The sequence below is a fragment of the Citricoccus sp. NPDC055426 genome, from assembly GCF_040677445.1.
GTDB lineage: Bacteria > Actinomycetota > Actinomycetes > Actinomycetales > Micrococcaceae > Citricoccus.
Genome location: NZ_JBFARZ010000001.1, coordinates 791,722 through 807,391, shown reverse-complemented (window position 1 = coordinate 807,391; position 15,670 = coordinate 791,722). Strand labels below are relative to the sequence as shown.

Annotated in this window: 16 protein-coding genes and 3 tRNA genes; 7 read left to right on the top strand and 12 right to left on the bottom strand. The window is 70.5% G+C overall.

Going from position 1 to position 15,670, the window contains the following annotated elements; translation table 11 throughout:
* Positions 1–93: 93 nt before the first annotated feature.
* The 3 genes from AB0K08_RS03710 to AB0K08_RS03700 all read right to left on the bottom strand — a co-directional run bounded on the left by AB0K08_RS03710 (position 94) and on the right by AB0K08_RS03700 (position 2,227).
* Positions 94–167 (bottom strand) — tRNA-Met (locus AB0K08_RS03710).
* Positions 168–222: 55 nt separating this feature from the next.
* Positions 223–294: transfer RNA gene (locus AB0K08_RS03705), tRNA-Thr, on the bottom strand.
* A gap of 67 nt (positions 295–361) precedes the next feature.
* Positions 362–2,227 (bottom strand): DEAD/DEAH box helicase, encoded by a 1,866-nt coding sequence (locus AB0K08_RS03700; RefSeq protein ID WP_363351878.1) that lies wholly within the window; start codon positions 2,225–2,227, stop codon positions 362–364.
* 432 nt (positions 2,228–2,659) lie between these two features.
* Between AB0K08_RS03700 and AB0K08_RS03695 the strand changes: the two genes are divergently transcribed.
* Positions 2,660–3,226, top strand: coding sequence for a hypothetical protein (locus AB0K08_RS03695; protein WP_363351742.1), 567 nt, complete (start codon positions 2,660–2,662; stop codon positions 3,224–3,226).
* Here AB0K08_RS03695 and AB0K08_RS03690 read toward each other — a convergent pair.
* Together AB0K08_RS03690 and AB0K08_RS03685 are read right to left on the bottom strand one after the other, a co-directional pair.
* Positions 3,223–4,404, bottom strand: a complete 1,182-nt coding sequence (locus AB0K08_RS03690; protein ID WP_363351740.1) for a cystathionine gamma-synthase — start codon at positions 4,402–4,404, stop codon at positions 3,223–3,225. The two genes, AB0K08_RS03695 and AB0K08_RS03690, sit on opposite strands and share 4 nt — an antisense overlap.
* Before the next feature lie 20 nt (positions 4,405–4,424).
* Positions 4,425–5,915 (bottom strand): cystathionine beta-synthase, encoded by a 1,491-nt coding sequence (locus AB0K08_RS03685; RefSeq protein ID WP_363351876.1) that lies wholly within the window; start codon positions 5,913–5,915, stop codon positions 4,425–4,427.
* Between the two features lie 90 nt (positions 5,916–6,005).
* Between AB0K08_RS03685 and AB0K08_RS03680 the strand changes: the two genes are divergently transcribed.
* Positions 6,006–6,998: a 3-methyladenine DNA glycosylase gene (locus tag AB0K08_RS03680; RefSeq protein ID WP_363351738.1), complete on the top strand. Its 993-nt coding sequence runs from the start codon at positions 6,006–6,008 to the stop codon at positions 6,996–6,998.
* Between the two features lie 14 nt (positions 6,999–7,012).
* On the opposite strand, the gene AB0K08_RS03675 is transcribed toward AB0K08_RS03680, so the two are convergent.
* Complete coding sequence (locus tag AB0K08_RS03675; RefSeq protein WP_363351736.1) at positions 7,013–7,387, bottom strand: thioredoxin family protein; 375 nt, start codon at positions 7,385–7,387, stop codon at positions 7,013–7,015.
* 229 nt (positions 7,388–7,616) lie between these two features.
* Between AB0K08_RS03675 and AB0K08_RS03670 the strand changes: the two genes are divergently transcribed.
* Positions 7,617–8,078: a hypothetical protein gene (locus AB0K08_RS03670; protein WP_363351734.1), complete on the top strand. Its 462-nt coding sequence runs from the start codon at positions 7,617–7,619 to the stop codon at positions 8,076–8,078.
* A 58-nt stretch (positions 8,079–8,136) separates the two neighbouring features.
* Positions 8,137–9,069, top strand: a complete 933-nt coding sequence (locus AB0K08_RS03665) for an NADP-dependent oxidoreductase (protein WP_363351732.1) — start codon at positions 8,137–8,139, stop codon at positions 9,067–9,069.
* 76 nt (positions 9,070–9,145) lie between these two features.
* On the opposite strand, the gene AB0K08_RS03660 is transcribed toward AB0K08_RS03665, so the two are convergent.
* Positions 9,146–9,227: transfer RNA gene (locus AB0K08_RS03660), tRNA-Tyr, on the bottom strand.
* 174 nt (positions 9,228–9,401) lie between these two features.
* On the opposite strand from AB0K08_RS03660, the gene AB0K08_RS03655 reads away from it, so the two are divergent.
* Together AB0K08_RS03655 and AB0K08_RS03650 are read left to right on the top strand one after the other, a co-directional pair.
* A complete protein-coding gene (locus tag AB0K08_RS03655) occupies positions 9,402–9,890 on the top strand; it encodes a YajQ family cyclic di-GMP-binding protein (RefSeq protein WP_363351730.1) in 489 nt (162 codons plus the stop codon).
* Positions 9,891–9,900: 10 nt separating this feature from the next.
* Complete coding sequence (locus AB0K08_RS03650; RefSeq protein WP_363351728.1) at positions 9,901–10,389, top strand: hypothetical protein; 489 nt, start codon at positions 9,901–9,903, stop codon at positions 10,387–10,389.
* Positions 10,390–10,404: 15 nt separating this feature from the next.
* Here the strand turns inward: AB0K08_RS03650 and htpX are convergent, their stop codons facing one another.
* The 5 genes from htpX to AB0K08_RS03625 form a co-directional block, all read right to left on the bottom strand.
* On the bottom strand, positions 10,405–11,274 hold the full coding sequence (htpX, locus tag AB0K08_RS03645; RefSeq protein WP_363351726.1) for a zinc metalloprotease HtpX: 870 nt from the start codon (positions 11,272–11,274) through the stop codon (positions 10,405–10,407).
* A gap of 28 nt (positions 11,275–11,302) precedes the next feature.
* On the bottom strand, positions 11,303–12,610 hold the full coding sequence (locus AB0K08_RS03640; RefSeq protein ID WP_363351724.1) for an MFS transporter: 1,308 nt from the start codon (positions 12,608–12,610) through the stop codon (positions 11,303–11,305).
* A gap of 24 nt (positions 12,611–12,634) precedes the next feature.
* On the bottom strand, positions 12,635–14,050 hold the full coding sequence (locus tag AB0K08_RS03635; RefSeq protein WP_363351722.1) for an FAD-dependent oxidoreductase: 1,416 nt from the start codon (positions 14,048–14,050) through the stop codon (positions 12,635–12,637).
* 214 nt (positions 14,051–14,264) lie between these two features.
* Entirely contained in the window at positions 14,265–14,567 is a 303-nt protein-coding gene (locus tag AB0K08_RS03630; protein ID WP_363351720.1) for a hypothetical protein, read from the bottom strand.
* A gap of 80 nt (positions 14,568–14,647) precedes the next feature.
* The gene (locus AB0K08_RS03625) at positions 14,648–14,977 is read right to left on the bottom strand and encodes a hypothetical protein (protein WP_363351718.1); all 330 of its coding nucleotides are present in this window, start codon (positions 14,975–14,977) and stop codon (positions 14,648–14,650) included.
* A gap of 275 nt (positions 14,978–15,252) precedes the next feature.
* Here AB0K08_RS03625 and AB0K08_RS03620 point away from each other — a divergent pair, with 275 nt between their 5' ends.
* Complete coding sequence (locus AB0K08_RS03620; protein ID WP_363351716.1) at positions 15,253–15,669, top strand: hypothetical protein; 417 nt, start codon at positions 15,253–15,255, stop codon at positions 15,667–15,669.
* Position 15,670 lies beyond the last annotated feature (1 nt).

Sequence of the window (15,670 nt, the reverse complement as noted above, 5' to 3'; positions counted from 1 at the left end):
CCGGGGGCCGGTGAGATCGGGCGGAGCCGGCAGCGGAGCCGAGAGCCGGAACGAAAAAGGACCCGGCCCCGTGAGGGTCCAGGTCCAGTTCCGTAGCGGCGGGGGGACTCGATCCCCCGACCTCACGATTATGAGTCGTGCGCTCTAACCAGCTGAGCTACGCCGCCATGAGATGAGTACGCCCGTGCCGCGACATCTCGCAACGCACGGGCTCTCATTCAGAGCCCCGACCGGGAATCGATCCCGGGACCTCAGTCTTACCAAGACTGCGCTCTACCACTGAGCTATCGGGGCAACGACGTGAAACTCTACCAGCGATTTTCACACAAATGAAATCGAGGTGGCTCCACGTCAGAACCGGTCAGTAACGGTCGCGTGAGGGCTTGTCGAAGGACTTCTTGCCGCCGCCCTTGTAGCCGCCGGAGCCGGACTTCCCGCCGCCCTTGTAGCCGCCGGAACCGCCCTTGAAACCGCCGCCCTTGCCCTGGTAGCCGCCTCCGCCGGAGCGGAAGGGCTTGGAGTCACGCTCGGAGTTGGTCGGACGCCCGGTATCCTTCTGGATCTCGATCGGCCGGCCGTTGATGGTGGTGTTGCCCAGGGCGTTCCACTGCGCACCCGACAGGTCCGCCGGCAGCTCCACGAGGGAGTGGTTGGAGCGGATGTCGATGTGGCCGATCTGGCTCGACTTCAGCCCGGCCTCGTTGGCCAGCGCGCCCACGATGTTGCCCGGCTGCACGCGGTCCTGACGGCCCAGGGAGATCCGGTAGGTGGCGTTGCCCTCGGCGGGGCCGCGCTGCGGTCCGCGGGAGCCCCGGCCGTCCCGCTCGGAGCGGTCGTCCCGTCCGCCGCGGTCCATCCGGGCCGGAGGCATGTCCGCCTCCTCGGTCAGCAGCGGGCGGCCACCCTGGGCCATCTTGGCCAGGGCCGCGGCCACGTCCTCGGCGTCGACGTCGTTCTCCGCCACGTAGGAGTCGATGAGCTCGCGGAAGACGCTCAGGTCCCCCTGGGACAGGGTCTCGGTGATCTGGGCGCTGAAACGGCCCATCCTGGTCTTGTTGACGTCCGCCACGGACGGCATGGGCATCTGCTCCACGGTCTGGCGGGTGGCCTTCTCGATGGCGCGCAGCAGGTACTTCTCCCGCGGGGTCATGAACAGCACGGCATTGCCGGAGCGTCCCGCGCGGCCGGTGCGGCCGATGCGGTGGACGTAGCCCTCCGTGTCATGCGGGATGTCGTAGTTGAACACGTGGCTGATGCGCTCCACGTCCAGGCCGCGGGCGGCCACGTCCGTGGCCACCAGGATGTCCACCCGGCCTGCGCGCAGGTTCTCCACGGTCTTCTCCCGCTGGTTCTGCGCGATGTCACCGGAGATGGCGGCAGCACGGAAGCCCCGGGCGTTGAGCTTGGTGGTGAGCTCCTCGGTGGCGTTACGGGTCCGCACGAAGGCGATCACGCCGTCATGCTCCTCGGTCTCGAGGATGCGGGTCATCGCCTCGAGCTTCCACTGGTGGGTGACCTGCATGAAGCGCTGGCGGATGTTGCCGGCCGTGGTGTTCTTCGCGGCCACGCTGACCTCGACGGGGTTGTTGAGGTACTTGCCGGAGATCCGCTGGATGGCGCGGGGCATGGTGGCCGAGAACAGGGCGGTCTGCTTGCCCTCCGGGGTGGCGGAGAGGATCTGGTCGACCTCCTCGGCGAAGCCCATGCGCAGCATCTCGTCGGCCTCGTCTAGGACCATGTACTGCAGGTCGGACAGGTCCAGCGAGCCCTTGGACAGGTGGTCGATGACGCGGCCGGGGGTGCCCACCACGACCTGGGCGCCGCGGCGCAGCCCGGAGAGCTGCGGGCCGTACGGTGCCCCGCCGTACACGGGGAGCACGGTCACGCCCTTGATGTGCTTGGCGTAGGAGGTGAAGGCCTCGGCCACCTGCAGGGCCAGCTCGCGGGTCGGCGCCAGGACCAGGATCTGGGGGGACGACGCCGGCCCGGAGACGTCCGCGGTCTCGGCCAGTCGGGACAGGGCCGGGATGGCGAAGGCGGCGGTCTTGCCGGTGCCGGTCTGGGCGAGGCCCACCACGTCACGGCCGTTCAGCAGCAGCGGGATGGTCTCGGCCTGGATCGGGGACGGGGTCTCGTAGCCGAGGTCGGAGACGGCGGCGAGGACGCGGCCGTCGATGCCGAGATCGGCGAAGGTGGGGCCGGCCGGCGTCTCGGCAGGGGCCTCCACGGGGGCCTCTACGGGGTCCTGGACGGCAGTCTGGGGGGCGTCATTCTGGGCGTGATCAGTCACGGTGATTCCTCACGGGGTCGGTGATTGCGGCCGGTTGGGTGCCGCAACGCATCGGATTGTTGCTCTCCGGTGCTCCCCGTGGCGTGGTCCAACATCACGCCCGTTCCATTTCTCCTGGCGGTCCCCACCCTGCCGGTTCCGAGGGCGTCCGAGCCGCACGGGCGGCACAGGTCGACAGCGGAGGAACGGAAGGGGGTTTGGGACCGGCCGCCCGCAACGTCGGCAATCTGCCGGAAGCGGGCCACACAACTCGATGCCTCGCTGTATCAACTACGGCGGGACATACACAGGGGATTTGACCGGAATGGTGTAGCAAGTCTAACGCATGGCGGTGGCCCGGACACCGATCCGGGCCGTTAGGCTCGTCACGTGCCTGAGGACCAACCACACCACCGCTTCGCCCGCGCCGCGGGCAAGGCCACCCGCTCCTTCCTGGATACCTCGAAGGACGACGCCGAGCGTTCCCGCGTGGAGCGTGCTGAACGGGCTGAGCGCAAGGCAGCTGGCGAGGCGGCCGCGGAGCGGGCCGCAGAGGCCCGCCGGGCGGCCACCCCGGCCACCCTGACGGTGGCCCGCTGGTGGTGGGCCGTGGCGACCGCGCTCTTCGCCCTGGTGGCCGTGGCCTTCCTCCTGGCCGGACTCAACACCACGGCCGGATCAGCCGGCGGGTTCGATGTCGCCGCCCCGGAGACCACACCCACCGGGCAGTTCGTCCTCGCGGGACTGGCCGGCGTCCTGGCCGTGGCCGCCGGGACCGGCACCGTCCAGCTGCTGCGGTCTCGGCGCAGCGCAGCCGGCCTGCTCACCGGGGTGGCCGTCATCGTGGGGATCCCGCTGATCGTCCGCGGCCATCCGGCGCTGATCGCCCTGGCCGCGGTGCTGCTGGCCGGCGCCGCCCTGCTCTGGGTGCCCGCCGTCCGCCGCTACCTCCGCTAGAGGGAGCCGATCGCGCGGTCCAGGTCGTCGATCAGGTCGGCCACGTCCTCGATCCCCACGGAGAGGCGCACGAGGTTGTCCGGGACGGCCAGCTCGGTGCCGGCCACCGAGGCGTGGGTCATCTCGGCCGGGTAGTTCATCAGGGACTCGATGCCGCCCAGGGACTCGGCCAGCTGGAACAGGCGCGTGGTCTCGGCGACCTGCTTCGCCGCGGCCGCTCCCCCGGTGAACTGCACGGAGACCATGCCGCCGAAGCCACGCATCTGCTTCCCCGCCAGTCCGTACCCGGGGTGGTCCGGCAGGCCGGGGTAGAGCACGCGCTCCACGCCGGGGACCGACTGCAGGTACTGGGCGATCGTGCCCGCGTTGGCGTTGTGACGGTCCATGCGCACCCCGAGCGTCTTGAGCCCCCGGGTGGTCAGGTACGCGTCCAGCGGGCCGTTGACGGCGCCGGCGGCGAACTGCTGGAACTTGACCTTCTCGGCGATCTCCGGGTCGTTGACCACCACGGCGCCGCCGATCACGTCGGAGTGCCCGCCGATGTACTTGGTGGTGGAATGGACCACCACGTCGGCGCCGAGTTCCAGCGGCAGCTGCAGGTAGGGCGTGGCGAAGGTGTTGTCCACCACCAGCAGCGCGCCCACGGCGTGCGCAGCCTCGGCGAGCGCGGCGATGTCCGAGATCTTCATCATCGGGTTGGACGGGGTCTCCAACCACAGGATGCGGGTCTCGGTGGTGGCCGTCGCGGTCAGGGCCTGCTCCACGGCGGAGAGGTCCCCCATGTCCACCACGGTGTGCCCGACGCCCCAGGGGCCGAGGATCTTCTCCACGAGGCGGTAAGTGCCGCCATAGACGTCGTTGCCCATCACGATGTGGGCGCCGGGGCCGGCGATCGCGTGGATCAGGGCGTTCTCCGCAGCCAGCCCGGAGCCGAAGGTGAAGGCCTGTGCCGTCCCGTCCACCCCGCCCTCGAGCGCGGCGAGCTGCACCTGGAGGGAGTCGCGGGTGGGGTTGGTGCCGCGGCCGTAGTCATAGCCGTGGCGCAACTCGCCCACCTTCACGGGGGCGTAGGTGGTGGAGAGGTGCACGGGCGGGACCACCGCGCCGTAGACCTCCTCGTGGGCCTGGCCGGCGTGGATGGCCCGGGTGTTGAAACCGGTGAAATCTGAGGTGCTCATGCTTGTTCCTCTCGGCTCTCTCAGCGGGCCACGCGGGCCAGCAGGTCGTGCAGGGTGACGATGCCGGTGACCACACCCTGGTGGGTGGCCATCACGGCGGGGGCGGAGCGCAGGGCCTCACGGGCGGTGGACAGCGGTGCGTTGACGCTGACCCGCGGCAGCGGGGCGCCGACGTGCTCGAACACGGTGTCCGCGGGCCGGGCCCGCCCGGAGGCCAGCAGGTCGGTCAGGGTGGCCACGTCCACAGCGCCGAGGATCTCGCCGACCCGCAGATCGTCCCGGGGGGCGCCGACCACCGGCAGGGCATCCACCCCGTAGCGGTTCATGGTGGAGATCGCCTCGGCCAGGGTGGCCTCCTTCGGGGCCGTGACCACGGCCGGCAGGGCACCGGGCAGCCAGGCGGACTTCTCCGCCAGGATCTCGCCGACGCGCGCGTCCCAGGCGGCGGGCACCGCGCCGGGCGCCGGGACAGCGGAACCCGCGGGGCCGACGTCGGGCCCTGCCTGGAGGGCGTCCTCTACCGGCAGCACCGAGTCCTGGCGCGTGGTGGTGAAGCCCATGTCCTCCATCCAGGCCTCGTTGAAGATCTTGCCGAGGTAGCCGCGGCCGGAGTCCGGCAGGATGATGACCATCACGTCGTCCTCGCCGAGGTCCCGCGCGGCCTGCAGGCCCGCCACGACGGCCATGCCGGAGGAGCCGCCCACGAGCAGGCCCTCCTCGGCGGCGAGACGGCGGGTCATCTCGAAGGAGGCGGCGTCGTCCACGGCGATGACCTCGTCCGGGACGGTCTTGTCATAGTTGCCGGGCCACATGTCCTCGCCCACGCCCTCCACGGAGTAGGGGCGCCCGGTGCCGCCGGAGTAGATGGAGCCGTCCGGATCCGCGGCGATGACCTTGACGGGGCCGGAGGGCCGGTCCTGGGAGACCTCGTGCAGGTACCGGCCGGTGCCGGTGATGGTGCCGCCGGTGCCCGCGCCGATCACCACGTGGGTCAGCTTCCCGGCGGTGTCCCGCCAGATCTCGGGGCCGGTGGTCTCGTAGTGGGACTCCGGGGCGGAGGGGTTGAAGAACTGGTTGGGCTGGTAGGCGCCGGGGATGTCCCGCTCGAGGCGGTTGGCCACGCCGTAGTAGGACTCCTCGGACTCCGGGGGCACGGAGGTCTTCGTGACCACCACCTCGGCGCCGTAGGCCGTCAGCACGTCCCGCTTCTCCTGGCCCACCTTGTCCGGGGTGACGAACACGGAGCGGTAGCCCTTGAGCTGGGCGACCATCGCCAGACCGACCCCGGTGTTGCCGGAGGTCGGCTCCACGACGGTGCCGCCGGGGGCCAGCTTGCCCTCGGCCTCGGCGTTCTCGATCATCTTCAGGGCGATGCGGTCCTTCACCGAACCACCCGGGTTCAGGTATTCGGGCTTGACGAGGACGGTGGCCTTGATGCCCTCGGTGACCCGGTTCAGCTTCACCAGCGGGGTGTCGCCGATGAGGCCGAGGACGTTGTCGGCATAGCTCATGCCGTGATGATCTGTCATGGGCCCCACGGTACCGCCGGGCCGCGGGGACGCGCCAAGATCATGAATCCGCGTGACTGGAACAATGGTGGGGTGCCCGTTCCCCTGCCCGCCCCCGATGCCTCGACGCTGCTCTGCCCGGACGTGCCCGTGGACGTGCGGCTGACACTCGGGGTGCTGCAGCGCGGCCACGCGGATCCGACCGTGCAGTCCCGGCCGGAGGGGGTCTGGCTCTGCTTCCGGATCCCGGCGAGCGGGGATCCCGTGACGGTGCTGGTGCAGCCCGCGCCCTCCGCCCTGGTGCCGGGGCCCGTGCCGGTGCTGGCGTGGGGGCCGGGCGCGCGGGCGGCGGTGGACGGTGCGCACCGGCTGCTGGGGCTCGACGACGACTGGTCGGCCTTCGATGCGCGGCTCGCCCCGGACGTGGCCGGGGACGGGGGTGCGGCGCTGCCGCACGCCGTGATCCGGGCCCGGCGGGCGCATCCCGGGCTGCGACTGCCCGCCACGGGGCGGATGGTGGACCAGCTGTTCATGGTGGTCCTGGAACAGAAGGTCACCCACGACCAGGCCCGCGCGGGCTGGCGGTGGCTCGTGCGGAATCACGGGGAGCCGGCCCCGGCTCCGGCGCCAGCGGGGATGCTGCTGGCCCCCACCGCCGAGGTGGTGCGGCGCATCCCCAGTTGGCAGTGGCACGCCGGCTGGGTGCAGCCGGCGCAGTCCCGGGCCCTGCTGCGGGTGGCCGAACGGGCCACCGCCCTGGAACGGCTCGCCGGCCGACCGGTCGACGGCCCGGACGGCGCGGTGTCCGCCCTGACCACCCTGCCCGGGATCGGCGTCTGGACCGCCGCGGAGACCGTGCAACGGACCCATGGGGCGCCGGACACGGTGGCGGTGGGCGATTACCACCTGGCGCACCACGTGGGTGAGGTGCTCTCAGGCCGGCGGACCGACGACGCCGGGATGCTGCGGCTGCTGTCCCCCTGGGCCGGACACCGCCAGCGGGTGGTCCGCCTGATCGGGCTGTCCGGTTACCGGTACAGCCGCTTCGGTCCCAAGCTGGCGCCCGCGGACCACCGGCGGCGGTAGCCGGCGGGGCCGGACTAGTTCTGGTCGGGGTTCTGGTTGCCGGCCAGCTTCTCCCGGACCTCGTCCATGTCCAGGGACTTGACGGCGGTGACGAGCTCCTGCAGCTGGGCCGAGTTGATGGCGCCCGGCTGGGCATAGACCAGGACCTGGTCCCGGAAGGCCATCAGGGTCGGGATGGAGGTGATGTTGGCGGCCGAGGCCAGGCCGCCCTCGGCCTCCGTGTCCACCTTGCCGAAGACGACGTCCGGGTGCTCGCCGGAGACCTCCTCGTAGACGGGGGCGAACTGCTTGCACGGTCCGCACCAGCCGGCCCAGAAGTCGACGAAGACGATGTCATTCTCGGTCAGGGTCTGTTCGAAACCGGCTTCGGTGATCTCAGTGGTAGCCATGCACCCACCCTAACGGCAGGGCCTGTGACGGCGAAGGCGGGATCCACAGGCGCTGCATCCACAGGCGCTGCCCGTCACTCCACAGCGGACATCCCGCCCGCGTGTCGCCCACCGTCACGGTCCGGCCCCCTGATGCGGGGCCCAGCCGCGTTCCTAGCCTCGGATGCACCGATACACCAGACCAGCCGATCCACCAGACCAGCAGAGACGCCACAGGCAGGAGCATCCGATGACGCACGAACTCTCCCCCCGACACCTTCCCCCGCCGCAGTCCAAGCACGGACCGGCCGATCCGGGCCGGATGGCCCCCGGACGGCGCGCCACCCTGATGGTGGTGGTCCAGCAGGACGAGCCGGAACAGGCACTGCGCGAATCCCTCGAGTGGGTGCACGCCTTCGAACGGGACTGCGGACTGGCCCTGGACACCGATGCCACGGAGCTCTACGGGGTGGCCCTCGCCGAGGACCTCAAGGACTCCCTGCGCCCTCCCCAGGACGGGTCCGTGGCGGAACACCTGGACTTCATCTGCGCGGACGGGCGGTGGCTGAGCCCCGGCACCTGCCCCGTGGCCCCACCCGACTCCAACGGGGCGCCGGCGTGGGCCTGGGCCTACTACCAGGCGGTCATGGGCGCCCCGGACCGCGCCTACTGCACCATCTGGGACCTCACGCCCCTGCCCGCTGCGGCGTAAGCCACCCTGAACCACGCTCAGGCGGAATAATCCCCCGGGCGGGCCGGTTCCCCGGGGTATGCGAGCCATTGGAGTACACGAACCAGGAACACCCGACGCCCTGCAGGTCGTTGACCTGCCCCGACCCGAGGTTGCGGAGGGAGAGGTACGGATCCGCGTCCACGCGGCCGCCGTCAACCCGACCGACACCCTGCTCCGCTCCGGACAGCGGGACCTGTCCCGGCAACCCCGGCCCCTGGTGCCTGGGATGGACGTCGCCGGGGTGCTCGAGGAGATCGGTCCCGGCACCGAGACCACGCTCGGGGTGGGTGACGCGGTCATGGCGATCGTGGTGCCGCGCGGCACCCACGGCGCCTACGCGGAGCAGGTGGTCCTGCCCGCCGAGTCCGTGGCCGCCGCACCACGGGGCGCCGGCCACGACGAGGCCAGCACCCTGCCCATGAACGGGCTCACCGCACGCCTCGCGCTGGACTCCCTCGGCCTGCCCTCCGGCAGCGTCCTCGCCGTCACCGGGGCCGCGGGCGCCATGGGCGGGTACGCGGTCCAGCTGGCGAAGGCTGACGGCCTGCAGGTCGTCGCCGACGCGGCGGAGCAGGACGAACAGCTGGTCGCCGACCTCGGCGCCGACGTCGTGCTGGCGCGCGGCGAGGGGTTCTCCGAGCGCGTCCGTGAGCGGTTCCCCGACGGCGTGGACGGTGCCGTCGACGGCGCGATGCTGCACTCCGCGCTCGTCCCCGCCGTCCGGGACGGCGGCACCGTCGTCACCATCCGGGGCTACGACGAGCCGGCCGAACGCGGTGTCAGGTTCCAGCCGGTCCTGGTCGTGGACTACGCCCGGGAACAGCAGAAGCTGGACGCGCTCCGGCAGCAGGCGGAGGACGGCGTGCTGAGCCTGCGCGTGGCGGAGTCCCTGCCCGCGGAACAGGCCCCGCAGGCCCACCGGCGCCTGGAGGCCGGCGGCGTCCGCGGACGCCTCGTGCTGAGCTTCTAAAGCAGCCCGCTTCTATCAAGGGCCCAGAAACGAGAAAACCGCGGGAGTCCGACGACTCCCGCGGTTTCCCCCGGTGTGGCAGATACTGGATTCGAACCAGTGAAGGCAATGCCAGCTGATTTACAGTCAGCCCCCTTTGGCCACTCGGGTAATCTGCCGGGGCCAGCCACCCGTCCGGAACTGATCTGGACCAGTCCGTTCGGTCGGCGACACCTCACTTTAGCGGAGCCGGGCCGAGATTTCGAATCGGGACGCCGCCCGGTCTGCCCATCGGTCTCAGCCCACCGGTAGGCTGTCGGCGAGACCCACCCCCGAGGACCCGAAGAGGAGCCATGGCCAGCGATTCAACGTTTGATGTGGTCAGCAAGGTTGACAAGCAGGAAGTCAGCAACGCCCTGAACCAGGCGCAGAAGGAGATCGCCCAGCGCTATGACTTCAAGGGCGTCGGCGCGGAGGTCGACTTCAGCGGCGAGTCGATCCTGATGAAGGCCGCCTCCGAGGAACGCGTCAAGGCCGTCCTGGACGTGTTCCAGTCCAAGCTCGTCAAGCGCAACATCTCCCTGAAGTCCCTCGAGACCGGTGAGCCCTACGCCTCCGGCAAGGAGTACCGCCTGGAGGCCAGCATCAAGGAGGGGATCGACCAGCCGACGGCGAAGAAGATCACCAAGCTGATCCGGGATGAGGGCCCGAAGTCCATCAAGGCCACCATCCAGGGCGACGAGTTGCGCGTCTCCTCCAAGTCGCGCGATGACCTGCAGGCCACCATCAGCCTGCTCAAGGGATTCGAGGACGCCGACCTGCAGTTCATCAACTTCCGCTGAGGATCCCCCCATGCTCTACCTGATCACCCCTGACGGCATCGTCAGCACCACCCAGGCCGGGCTCGGCGACGCCCTGGTGGATGCCCAGCGGGGCCGGCCCCTGGCCCGGCAGCCCTGGCAGACCCAGCCGTCCGTGGCCGGCGGCGTCTCCCCGGAGAAGGTGCTGGCGCTCGCCCTGCGGCACGGGCTCGATGCCGGGGTCGGGCTCGTGGTGCACGGCGGGTTCATCGACCAGGTGCTGGAGCCGGAGCGGCTGCGCGCCGCCGAGCGCAACCAGAACCGGATCGCCGCCCAGCTGCAGTCCATCGCGGCGGAGCCCCGGCACGAGGACCGGGACTGGCACCGCCGTCAGCGGGCGATCACCGAAGAGGCCCGCCAGGCCGCCGGCGGTTCGATCCGCCGGGCCGAGGCCGCGGCCGAGGAGCTGTTGGAGGCGCCGGTCAAGGACCGGCTGGCCCGCGCCTGGCAGCGGGCCGGCGGGCTGGTCCCGGCCACCTAGCCCGCCCCGCGGGGGCTACCCCTGCCCCAGCTCCCGCGCCATCCCCTCGAGCCGCTGGACGCGCTCGGTCATGGGCGGGTGCGTGGAGAACATGTTCTTCACGTTCTTGAAGGGGTTGGCGATCATCAGGTGTGCCGTGTTCTGCAGCCGCTGGTCATCCGGGAGCGGCGCCGCCCGGATGCCGTTCTGCAGCTTGTAGAGTGCCGAGGCCAGTGCGAGGGGGTCCCCCGTCAGCCGGGCCCCGTCCTCATCCGCGTCGTATTCGCGGGTACGGGAGATGGACATCTGGATCAGGGAGGCGGCCAGCGGGGCCAGGATCGCCAGGGCGATCATCGCCAGCGGGTTGCCGCCGCGGTTGCCGCGGCCGGCCCCGAAGAACAGCATGAACTGGGCCACCGAGGTGATGACCCCGGCCACCGCGGCGGCCACGGAGGACGTCAGGATGTCCCGGTTGTAGACGTGCATCAGCTCGTGGCCCAGCACCCCGCGCAGCTCACGGGCGTTCAGGATCTTCAGGATCCCCTCGGTGCAGCACACGGCCGCGTGCTGCGGGTTGCGTCCCGTGGCGAAGGCGTTGGGGGATGCGGTGGGTGCCACGTAGAGCCGGGGCATGGGCTGGTTCGCCGCCTGGGACAGCTCCGCCACGATCCGGTACATCTCCGGCTGCTCCTGCTGGGTGACCGGGTAGGCGCGCATGGACCGGATGGCGATCTTGTCACTGTTCCAGTAGCTGTAGGCGGTGGTGGCCACCCCGATCACGGCGAAGACCCCGATCCACATCGCCCGGCCGGTGCCGGCGGCGATCACCCCGCCGATGGCCAGCAGGACCGCGAACAGGCCCGCGAACAGCAGCGTCGTCTTCAATCCGTTGTAGTGCCTGTTCATGCCTTCAGCCTAGTCCGCGCGGAACCTGCTAGGGCACGGGGTGTCTGGCGTCATAGCGCAGGAATCCGGGCTGCCAGCGCATCAGGGCGCTCACCCCGAGCACGCACAGCAGGCCGCCGGCGATCAGGGTCACCGGCTCGGTGACCAGTTCCGCCGCGCCGCCGGTGAGCATCTCCCCCAGCCGCGGCCCGCCGGCCACCACCACGATGAACACGCCCTGCAGGCGGCCGCGCAGGTGGTCCGGGGTGGCCGTCTGCAGGATCGTGTTCCGGAACACGGAGGAGACGGAGTCGGCGCAGCCCGCCAGCGCGAGGCAGCCCGCCGCCGCCCAGAGGTACGGCGCCGGGTCCTGACCGGCGGCGTCCGCCCGGGAGGCGAAGTACACCACCACGCCGAATCCGGCCACCGCCAGCCCCCAGGCCATGATCGCGCCGTACACGGCCGCCCCGTGACGCACGATCCGGGTCAGCGGTCCGGAGAACAGGCCCGTCAGGAAGGCCCCCAGCGCCATGGCGGCCAGCAACATCCCGACGGCGGCCTCCCCGCCTCCCAGCATCGCGGAACCCACCACGGCGCCGACGGCGGGCAGCAGGGCGCGCGGGAAGGCGGTGGCCATGGCCACGATGTCCGCCAGGAAGGTCATCCGCAGGTTGGGCCGGGAGGCGAGGAAGGTGAAGCCCTCGACCACGGAGCGCCAGCCCACGCGACGCGGCCGCCCCTCAGTCTCGGGGTCGTGCTGCGGCGGCAGGGCGGGCAGCCGCCAGACGGCATAGAGCGCGGCCAGGAACGTCACCACGTCCACCGAGTAGGTCCAGGCATAGCCCACACCGGCCACCAGCACCCCGGCGAGCAGCGGTCCGAGCATCATGGCCACGGAGAAGGTCATCATGTTCAGGGCGTTGGCGGCCGGCAGCAGCTTGACGCCGACCAGGGCGGGGATGATGGCGCCCCGGGTGGGCTGGTTGATGCCGGACGCCCCGGAGTGCACCGCCACCAGCCCGTACAGCACCCAGACACTCTCGACGCCCAGCCAGGCGTGGGCCGCGATCAGCACGGTGGTCAGCCACAGCACGCCGGAGGACCCCAGCGCCAGCTTCCGCCGGTCCACGTGGTCCGCCACGGCCCCGCCGTACAGGCCGGCCACCACGAGCGGCACCAGGGCGAAGAGCCCCAGCATCCCGACCGCCAGGGAGGAGCCCGTCAGGTGGAAGACCTCCAGGCTGACCGCCACCAGGGTCAGCTGGGTGCCGATCGCCGAGAGCGAGTTGCCGATCCACAGCCGCCGGTACGCGGGGCTGACCTTCAGCGGGGTGAGGTCGGCGAGGAGGCGGGGCACCGCCACAGCCTAGCCCGGCCGGGTTCAGGCGTGGTGCGTCAGGATCCCGCGGCTGATGCGGGTCATCTCCTCGCGCTCCACGACCTTGACGCGCTCGCGCGCCACGGGACCGGTGGAACTGGCCTCGGCCCCCAGGGCGAGCTCATGCTCGTCCAGGGCCAGCCAGCCCTCCCACGAGGTGTAGTCGATCCCGCGGGACTCCAGCAGGTCGAGGACCGCCTGCTCATCCGGGTTCCGTGCGGTCCACAGGCCCGGCTGGTCCTCGAGCAGGCAGCCGATCGTCTCGAGCGCATCGCCCTTGGTGTGGCCGATCAGGCCCACCGGGCCGCGCTTGATCCAGCCGGAGGCGTACAGTCCGGGCACCGGGGCGCCGTCGGCGCCCAGGATGCGGCCGGCGTCGTTGGGGATGACACCCCGGCGCTCGTCATAGCCGAGCCCGGGCACCTCGGAGCCGTGGTAGCCGATGGCGCGGTAGACGGCCTGGACCGGGTAGTCGGTGAACTCGCCCGTGCCCTTGACGTTGCCGGTGCCGTCCAGCTCCATGCGTTCCATCCGCAGCCCGGCCACGGAGCCCGCCTGCTCGCCCTCCCCCTCCAGGATCTCCACGGGCTGCTGCAGGAAGTGCAGGTGCAGGCGGCGGGAGGCGCCGGTGTCCTGCTCCTCCACCAGCCAGTTGGTCAGCGTGCCGACCATGGTCTTGATCTGGTTGTTGGAGGTGGCCGCCTCCTCGGAGGCGGCGTCGAATTCGAAGTCCTCCGGGTAGAGCACCAGGTCCACGTCCTTCGAGTGCGCCAGCTCGCGCAGCTCCAGCGGGGTGAACTTCACCTGGGCTGGTCCGCGGCGGCCGAAGACGTGCACGTCCGTGATGGGCGAGGACTTCAGCCCCTGGTAGACGTTCTCCGGGATCTCGGTGACCAGCAGGTCGTCGGCGTGCTTGGAGAGCATCCGGGCCACGTCCAGGGCCACGTTGCCGTTGCCGATCACGGCGACCTCGCGGGCCGTCAGCGGCCACTCGCGCGGCACGTCCGGGTGGCCGTCGTACCAGGAGACGAAGTCGGCGCCGCCGAAGGACCCCTGCAGGTCCGTGCCCGGGATGTGCAGGTCGGCGTCCTTGATGGCGCCGGTGGAGAAGACGATGGCGTCGTAGTGCTCGCGCAGGTCTTCCAGGGTGATGTCCGTGCCGAAGTCCACGCCCCCCAGGAAGCGGATGTCCCCGCGGTCCATGACCTTGTGCAGGGCCTTGACGATCCCCTTGATGCGCGGGTGGTCCGGTGCCACGCCGTAACGGATCAGGCCGTAGGGGGCCGGGTAGCGGTCGAAGAGGTCGATGCTGACCTCGAAGTCGCGTTCGGCCTTGGTCAGCAGGTCTGCCGTGTACACGCCAGCCGGGCCGGCACCGATGATGGCGAGGCGGAGGGGGCGGTCGGGGGCAGAGGTCACTGGATGTCCAATCACGCGGGGTCGTGGGCCGGCGAGAGGTCCCGCCAGCGATCCATTCTAACGGGACGGGGCGAAATACGCGCAGTGTCCGTGACGCAATGCACGTTCCGGGGGCCTCCGCACCGTTTCCACACCATTAACGGCCGGGGGACCGGCCCTGCAGGACCGGTCCCCTCAGCTATCGAGCGAAGCGCTCAGCGGAACGCAGCGGAACTCAGCGGAACTGAGCGGCGCCGATGGCGGCGCCGGCGGCCTTGGCCGCCTCGGCGGCGGTGATGTCGTTCTTCTCCATCAGGGTGCGGGCGTCGCGGACGAGCTGCTTGGCCTGCTCGCAGGCGTCGAGCCACTTGGTCTCGACGGCCTGGTACTCCTCGGAGTTCGAGCTGGACTGGAAGTTCTCGTCCATGTAGGCCTTCTGCTGCTCGCGATCGCCGATGATGCCCTCGATGCGGTCGGCGATCTGGCCGACCTGGTACTCATAGGCTGCGGCTTCGCCGGCGTCATACTTGATAACCATGATCTAGTCCTTTCGGGTTCCGGGTGTCCCGGAGAAAACTGCGGAGGGTTGGAGGGTGAGGAAGCGGTGGTCCGGGAGCCCTACCAGGACAGCTCGGCGCCGGCGCTCTGCGCCCGGGCGTCGTCGAGCTCGGTCTGCTCCTGCTCGGTGTAGGCCTTGTACAGCTCGGCCTGGCCCACGTTGATCAGGGACAGGGCCTCGATCACCTCGCCCTGGCACAGGTTGACCTTGTTGATGAACTCCCGGTAGGCCGCGGCACCGGCGCCCTTGAAGCTGCTTTCCAAGGACACGACGGCGTCCTCGAGGTTCTGCAGTTCGACGATCAGGAGCTCGCCGGAATCACCGGAGTCCTTGGCGGCCTTGTCGAAGGCGTCGACGCCCTCCTGCAGTTCAAGACGTTCGTTAGACATGTTTCTCCCCTTGTGTGGATCTGGTTCGGACCGGTGGTCCGCTGTCTGTGCGCCTGGCGTGTCCTTGTGAAGTGCGACCCGCCGGCCCGATGACTACATCCTTCAACTCCCGGTGGAGTCCGGTCAACCGGATCCGATGGGGAGTTCTCCCCATCCACCCCCACCGCCTCCGTTACCACGACCAGAGGAATACTGGAATGATGAGGGAGGTCACGGCGCCGGGATGCGCCGGGACCTGACGAGCCCGGAGGTCTCCGGGGGAAGGGGCCCCGCCCATGGCCATGGATTTCGACTCACAGCTCATCGAGTCGGTCGAGGTGCGCAGACAACGTCTGAGCGCCTCCTTCCTCTTCGGGTTGAACCCCACCGAGCGCCGCTGGAAGGACCGGACCAACCTGTTCGTCTTCGGCCTCATCCTGGCCGCCCTGATCTGCGCCTTCTGCGTGGGGATCTCCTTCGTGGTGAACATCATCGGCAACTGGCTGGCCGAACGCGAGGCCCGGAACCAACCGCAACAGCAGAGCCGAGGTCTCGACCAGCAGCGGGACATCCTGCTGCCCCCCACGCCCACCCAGCCGGCAGCACCCCCCGCCGCCTCGCCCGCGGATTCCACCGTGCTGGCCGCCCTGCCGCCGGCCACCCTGCCGACCACCCAGCCGACCACCCAGCCGCCGACCCCCTGGAGATCCTGAC